Consider the following 7,725-nt stretch of genomic DNA (forward strand, 5'->3'; position numbering starts at 1 on the left):
GATCCCATCCCGAACTCAGTAGTGAAATGACCGATCGCCGATGGTAGTGTGGGGTTTCCCCATGTGAGAGTAGGACATCGCCAGGCACCAAACAGAAAAGCCCAGTTAAGCAATTAACTGGGCTTTTTCTTTGTAGGCTAAAAAATTACAGGAAGGAAATGAGATCACGGCAAACATTTTGAAAATACGATCAGGGTCATCAGAAGTTAAAGCTTGTGGTCGCGCAAGTATATATGGCGCCATTTATAAGCATTAGCATTAAAGGGATGATGTTAAGTATCAGACCCTCTAAGAACACTCAGGGTTTTATCAAGCGTTGATTGTAGCGAAGGAATTAACGCTGACGCTTCTCCCAGTTTATGAGCTTGCCCTTCCTTTTCTATGTCGGCGGCAATCATTGCCAGCTGTATTGCTCCAAGATTGTTGCTGCTTGATTTCAGGGTATGGGCCGCTCTTACAAGCACTTCCCGGTCTGCGTCTTTGGAGGAGAACTGGATATCGGCCATTAGTTTGGGTGCGTCTTCTAAATAGCTGTCAATCAGCACCGGGAACTCTTCTTCCATCAGCTCTTGAAGTGAATTGAATACGGACTGATCAATTAATGGGTACTGATCCAGTTTACAAGCAATAGCCTGTGTGTTTTCTTCAGCCTCAAATATGGCTGCCCGCAGAGGTGTGTCGTGAATCAGCCAGTGTTCCAGCCTTTCCCTCAGGTGGTCAATTTTGACCGGTTTACTCAGATAGTCATCCATACCGGCAGCCAGGCACTTTTCCCTGTCTTCAGTCATTGCATTGGCTGTCATCGCGATAATGGGTATTCTGGGCAACTGCTGCTCACGCTCTCTTTGCCTGATCAGGCCTGTGGCCTCATATCCGCTCATCTCGGGCATTTGGCAATCCATCAGCATCAGGTCGTAGGTTTGATGTCGACTCATGTCGACAGCTTCACGACCATCTTCTGCTAAATGGATATGTTGCAAACCAATTTTTTTCAGCATGCTGATAGCGACTTTCTGGTTTACCACATTGTCTTCTACCAGCAGGATTTGAATGTTTTCTGAGAATACTGCTGCTTCTGTTTCAAATTGATCAGCCATACCACCCGGTTGCTGGCTTGCGTGATGGTGATGCATAACCTGCATTGTGGTATCCAGTAAGCTGGACTGCCGGAACGGTTTGCTCAGGCAAGCGGACAGTCCGGCAGCCTGCTGTTCTTCCTGAGTGATAAAACCGGTTGAACTGAGCATTATTCTGCGAATGGGATTCAGGTTAGGATCATCTTCGATCACTTTAGACAATTCCAGCCCATCCATGTCGGGCATATTCATATCCAGAAAGACAAGCTCATAGGGTTGGTTATTGTTATAGGCTTTTCTCAATATCTGGAGAGCGTCTTTTACCGTTGACGCCTCATTGTGATTCAGGCCCCAGGCCGTCAGATAGTGGCGAAGAATCTCCCGGTTGGTGTTGTTATCATCAACGACCAGGGCCTTGATACCATCCAGTGCATGGAGTACCTGTGATGTTTGCTGGTATTGGTTCTGGGATATTTCCATCTCCAGGGTGAAGGTGAATGTTGAGCCGAGACCTTCAGCACTGATAACGCTGATGTTGCCCCCCATTAATTCCACTAATTGTCTGGAGATCGTCAGGCCCAGGCCGGTGCCTCCAAACTTTCGGGTAGTACTGCCATCGGCCTGGGTAAACTCATTGAACAGGGTTGGCAGGATATGTTCAGCAATACCAATGCCGGTATCCTCCACAGAAAACTCAATTTGGGCAGACGTCTGTGATCGCTTGATGAGGTTTACCTTTACGCTGACCTCTCCTTTGATGGTGAACTTCACGGCATTACTAATGAGGTTGGTTAAAATCTGTCTCAGTCTTACCGAGTCACCTTTCAGTGTTCCCGGCAGATCAACATCGGTGTAGCAGCTAAGCTCCAGACCCTTCTCCCGGGCAGTGCCTGCCAGTAATGTACAGACATCCTCAACAACATCCCTGACGGAAATATCCACTTCTTCAATGGTCATTTTGCCCGCTTCAATTTTTGAAAAGTCGAGAATGTCGTTAATGATGGAGAGTAGAGAGTCAGCAGAGGAATAAGCGGTATTCAGAAAATCATTTTGTGTTTTTGTCAGCGGGGTGTCTTTCATCAGGTCCAGCATGCCAAGAACGCCATTCATCGGCGTGCGGATTTCATGGCTCATGTTGGCCAGGAAGGAACTTTTTGCTTTCGCAGCATCCAGGGCTGCTTCTTTGGCTTCATTAAGCTCCGTCAGATTTTCTTTTAACCCCCGGTTGGCCATTTTCAGTTCATTAGTCCGGTTGGCTACGGTTGCTTCCAGGTTTTCACGATGCTGCTGCAGTCGGTCATCTCTCTCTTTTATCTGCATGAGCATGTCATTGAAGCAGTCATACAGTTGTCCAATCTCATCGTTATCGTATTTTTGCACATGGCGATCATATTGCTGGTATTCAGTGATTTCGCTGATGGTATCGGCCAGTTCCGTAATGGGGCGTGCCAGCAGTTTTTGCAGCCTGGAACTCAGCATTGCTGCCAGCACGATAGAAATTAATGCCGCAATCATGGCCAACAATAAGATATGGGTCAGGTGCAGGTAGAATTCACTCAGGTTTGACTGGATATAAATGGCACCAATGAACTGACCATCCATATCGATGGGACGATATAAATGCAGCTTGGACTTGCTGAATAACGTAACGGGCTGGTTGAGCTCTTCAAGGGTAAAAGCCCAGGGTTGCTTCTTTTCGCGATAATAGCCTGCAACACGCTCACCGGCCGGATTCAGTAAGTAGGCGGCTTCAATTTCATCGGTGCTGGAGAAGCCGTTCAATAGTTGCCCGGCCGCTACCGTATCCTCAAACATCAGGGCTGCCTGCGCATTTGCGCCAATGACTTCAACTAACGTTTCCAGTTTACTGACCAGAAAAGACCGCGAGTGCATATATTCACTCACGGTTTGTACACTCAGGGTGACCAGCAGAACGGAATACGCCGTTAGCAACATGGCGTATCGTAACTTCTTTTTAATGGGCAGGTTCTTAAATGTGATCATGATGATTATTTAACAACCTTGGCTAACCTCATCAATTGGGCGTTAATTGAAAGGCTCGCATTTTTGCTCGCACTCTGACTGATGGCAAATTGAATCCGGCTGCCGGTACGAATCAGCCCTATCACGCCACCTTGATAAGCGAAATTTTCACTGTCACTGATGGTCAGTACTGATTCATTGTTTAATTTCTGTAAGATCCCGGATACGACATTGGGTGGTGAGTTATGGATGTAGACAATGTCACACAGCTTTTCCAGCGGTGCTGTGGATGTTTTATGCGTGACTGATATGCGCCGTCCCATGCTGAATTTATGATTAATCTTTAACAGTTCACTGTTAATGGCTCCGCTACCCACAATGCACAGTGCCAGGGTCTGCTTTTTTCCGGGCCATGTGACAAATTTGGTCAGTTTATAGACAATGGCGGCCTTGACCTTATCCGCTTTGGTAACCTCGCTGGCTTTGGATTGCGTGACGCTAAAGCAGCAGAGCAGAGCTATGGCAATGGTTGCGTATGTTTTGTTGATTATGATCGGCATGAAGTGATCTCCCCCATCCGATTAATGTTGCCAGCGTAACTGCAGGTACCAGGATTCCTGTACCTCAGTTGCGCCGAGCCCGCTGAATATTTCATCGAATTCCAGCCGTTGTTTGTCGAACAGGTTCTGGCCGGTTAAGGACAGCTCCAGATCTTTGCCGAATTTTTTGGCGACCCTGACGTCCAGTGCCGTGTAGGCCTTAACCCGGGCATTTTTCAGGTTATCCATGTAACGTACCCAGAAATCCAGGTGCCACTGGTTGGGGAGGTTCATATAGGAACGGATATTGGCGGTGTGGTCCGCACTGAGGGTTTCCAGAAGGTTTTCATTGCCTTTGAGATAACTATCGGTTGTGGGTGAACCGCTGCTATCACTGAATGCATCAACTCCCAGAAAACTGTAGTTAAATTGCAGTTTCCACCAGGTCGTCGCTTGCCAGTCTGTTGTGAGTTCAAGTCCGTAGGTATCTGCCCTCAGGCCATTGGAGAATGTTGTTGAATACTCTACTGATGGCGACAGGGCGGTAGGGTTATAGGAACAAAGTGGCACAGGGAAAGGAGGTTGTGCAGGCCCTGTCCCTTCCAGACAACCAGACCGGTCAACGTAGGCCAAAAGATCCCGGTATTGGTTGAAAAAGGCAGTGATATCAAACAGCAGCCGGTGATTAAATTGCTCTCTATAGCCTACCTCCAGGGCAAACAATCTTTCGGACTCAAGTTGATCATTGCCACTGATAGCCAGCAAGTCTGGAGTGGCCGTTCCCGGTACCGGGGCGTCGTCTTCCCGCAGGAATGCAATTCCACGGGAAGTTACCGAGGTTTCACTGATTGACGGCGTCTTCAGCGCACTGGCCGCTTTCATCCACAGGGTTTGCTGATCCGATATTTTCCAGGTCAGGCTGGCATTGGGTTGAATCTCGAAGTCGGTGAAGTCGTTATGCTCAAAGCGTGAGCTGAGCGTCAGAGACCATTGCGGTGACAGGGTAATATGATCCTGGACAAAGGCGCTGTACAGCCGGTCCGTTCGCCTGGTGGGTGCCATAGTGATGTTGTTCATGGCACTGAGATTGTATTGGGTCAGTCGATAACCCAGGCCCCAGATGATGTCATGATCGTTGCCGGGGAGTATCTGGTGCTGGAACTCAAGGTCGGCAGTATCGCGCTTTTCAGTGACCCGGTAGTCATAATTTTCATAGCGGTCAAAGTAGCCTTTAAGTGTAAAGTGGTTGCCGTTAGCCAGATACTGTTTATAGCTGCCGATCAGGTGCCCGCCCTTTTGATCTCTGCTTTGATTGATAATAAGATCCGGACTCAGTGTCGTTTCATTAAAGATTTTTAATGCAGGGCGGGTTGTGCCATCATAAATTTCACTCTGAAGTGAAGCTTCAGCCCCGGTTTCTGTCCGCCAGTTCGCTTTAAATCCTGCCCGGTTTATCCTCCAGTCATCATTGGCATTGGTACCGTCTTTGTGCGCTAGGCCATCGCGATTGAAGGTCTTGAAGAAAGCGCGGTAATGACCGTCATCACCCAGCTCACCCCCATAGCGATAGGCCGCAAAGGCCTTTTCTTCGGAACCAAACCCTGTGGACAACAGACCGCCCTGGGTATCTGCCGCATGTTTGGTAATAATATTGATCACGCCATTGACCGCATTGGCACCCCACAGCGCCGCACCCGGGCCGCGAATCACCTCAATACGGGCAATGTCTTCCAGCATGGTGTCCTGAACATCCCAGTTAACACCGGAGAACAAAGGGGAATAAACCGTGCGCCCGTCGATCAGTACCAGCAATTTATTGGCAAAAATATAGTTAAAACCCCGGGTGCTGATGGACCAGGTATTGCCATTTAACCGGGCTACCTGCATGCCCGGCACCATTCTCAGTGCTTCTGGAATGGATGTCACGCCTGAGCGCTGAATATCCTCATTGGTGATGACAAAGACAGCGGCGGGGGAGTCCATCAGGCGCTGTTTGCGCCTGGATACCGATGTGACGTCGGGGACATCCAGGGAGATCAACTGTTCAAGACTGAGATCCAGAAGCTCATCATCAGCAATTTCCAAATCTGAATCAGCCTTAAGACTCACGGGGGTGATGAGAGAGGAAAAAATTCCAGCCAGCACCAGTGAATGATTTGATGGTTTCAAGGTTCCACTCCATTGGATTTATTGAAGCCATTGGATTTATTGGAGAGAGAAGCACTGCTGAATCAATCTCTCTTCATACCAGGTACTACTGCTACAATGCCTGTTTCGCATGAAGTATTGCAATACCTGTTTATCTTGTTGGCTTTTATTAAAGACCTAGACCTGATTTAAGGACTCGTCTGACTATTTTTCACCTGGCTTTCCGGATTGCTTTCAGGAAGGCTGCTGCATCAGCAATCCCGGCACCGCACCGGAAGGGTGAGCAATTGCTATCCGGGGCAAAGGGTCTTGCTGTTTCTTTTAAGAGGTGCAGACGCTCAGAAGGTGACAGCGTTGGATTGACCGCGTAGCTAAGGTCAATCAAACCCGCGATATGTGGTGCTGCCATGCTCGTGCCTTGTAGTTCAGAGTAGGAGCCATTTTTTGGGCCCTTCAGCCCTGAATTGTACAATGACAGGATGCCATTGCCCTGGAAATGGGTTTCACCACCGGGGGCCATAATGTCGATACCGGTACCATAATTTGAGTACCAGCTACGATTTCCTGTGCGATTGATCGCTCCAACCACAATGACATTCTTGCAGTTTGCCGGCGTGCTTATCGCCACATTTTGTTGCTCATTACCTGCCGCAACGACCACTGTGACACCCGCGGCAACCACTTCATCGATGGCATCCTGATAGGTTTGCGGGCACCAGAGCGCTTCACCACCAAGGCTTAAATTAAGTACTTTGGCCGGGTTGGGGTTTATCGGGAGTCCGTAGACTCTCAGGCCAGCCCCCCAACGCATGGCTGAAACGATGTCGGAGGTATAACCACCACATCGCCCAAGCGCCCTGAGGGTTTGAACCCTGGAGAGCCAGGTTACCCCTGAAACACCAGTGTTATCATTGGTGTTAGCCGCAATCGTGCCCGTAACGTGAGTACCGTGCCAGCTGCTCTTTTGAGCATTAGCCGGAATAGGGGCACCGAATGAGGTTCCGCAGGCACCGGGTTGAAGAGAGTCTCCGGGGTCCCGGGGGTTACTATCCCAGCCATCACCATCATTGGCCATCCAGGGATCTGAAACAAAATCGTAACCGGCTACCAGCCTGTCGTTAATCTCTTTATGGTCAGTAATTCCGGTATCAATAACACCAATCACATTGTCAGTACTGCCAATGGATATGTCCCAGGCTGCAGGTAGATTAATGCCCGCCTCGGATTCATAGTAGTGCCATTGCTCATTATAAAGAGGGTCATTCGGGACTCTCATGGTCTGCATTACCAGGTCTGGTTCAGCAAACTTTACCTGAGGGTCATCTTCTAATCCCTCTGCCAGAATTTTTGCATCTTGAAGATTAACGGTGGCTCCTATTGACAGCACTTCCTGCCTTTTTCCGGCAGCAACCCCATAGCCACCATGGGTTACCCCCTGTTTAATAAAGGCTAATGCCCTGGCTTCGGTAGGCTTTTCTTTAAAGTGAACAATGACTCGATCTGTTCGTTGTAATAAAAGTCGGTAATTATCCACTTCAGCCTGTGAAATGAATGTTGGCGTTAACAGTGTTGCTGCTAAAACGGTCCTTGTCAGTAGTGAGCTCATCGGTTCTTACCTGAGGGGTAGGGTATACATATTTCGGTTATGCAGTGGATTCATCGTGCTGTCGATTTCGACATAGCGAACTTTCTCCATAGATAACAATTGTTTAATAAATCTTTCTGATTGTGGGTAATCAAGCTGATTGATATGAACAAGAATGGCTGCATTACCCAGTGGTCTGACTAATGATATTGGCTGATCAAATTTACTGTGTCTTTTAATATATTCACAGGCTTCAACAGCTCCACCAAACTCATGATAAGCCTCTGGGTGGAAGCCAATAATGAATCTTGTAGAGATCGCACCCTCCGGTGTTTTTGCTTTAATACCAAAGCTGAACATTATCAGCGAGATAGTTATCAGTATTTTTTTGATC

At 48.3% G+C, this 7,725-nt stretch carries 5 protein-coding genes and 1 rRNA gene; 1 reads left to right on the forward strand and 5 read right to left on the reverse strand.

Going from position 1 to position 7,725, the window contains the following annotated elements; all coding sequences use genetic code 11:
- Positions 1-86 (forward strand): 5S ribosomal RNA (rrf, locus tag KDK13_RS15755); the annotation flags it as partial.
- 186 nt (positions 87-272) lie between these two features.
- Here the strand turns inward: rrf and KDK13_RS15760 are convergent.
- From KDK13_RS15760 to KDK13_RS15780, 5 genes are all read right to left on the reverse strand, one after another.
- Positions 273-3,080: a response regulator gene (locus KDK13_RS15760; RefSeq protein WP_257285930.1), complete on the reverse strand. Its 2,808-nt coding sequence runs from the start codon at positions 3,078-3,080 to the stop codon at positions 273-275.
- Positions 3,081-3,085: 5 nt separating this feature from the next.
- Entirely contained in the window at positions 3,086-3,619 is a 534-nt protein-coding gene (locus KDK13_RS15765; protein ID WP_257285931.1) for a YfiR family protein, read from the reverse strand.
- Between the two features lie 21 nt (positions 3,620-3,640).
- Complete coding sequence (locus tag KDK13_RS15770) at positions 3,641-5,767, reverse strand: TonB-dependent siderophore receptor (RefSeq protein WP_257285932.1); 2,127 nt, start codon at positions 5,765-5,767, stop codon at positions 3,641-3,643.
- Between the two features lie 190 nt (positions 5,768-5,957).
- Positions 5,958-7,352, reverse strand: a complete 1,395-nt coding sequence (locus KDK13_RS15775; RefSeq protein ID WP_257285933.1) for a S8 family peptidase — start codon at positions 7,350-7,352, stop codon at positions 5,958-5,960.
- A 6-nt stretch (positions 7,353-7,358) separates the two neighbouring features.
- On the reverse strand, positions 7,359-7,725 hold a 367-nt coding region (locus tag KDK13_RS15780; RefSeq protein WP_257285934.1), incomplete at its 5' end, for a hypothetical protein.

The sequence above is a fragment of the Endozoicomonas sp. SESOKO1 genome, assembly GCF_024606265.1.
Taxonomy (GTDB): Bacteria; Pseudomonadota; Gammaproteobacteria; order Pseudomonadales; family Endozoicomonadaceae; genus Endozoicomonas.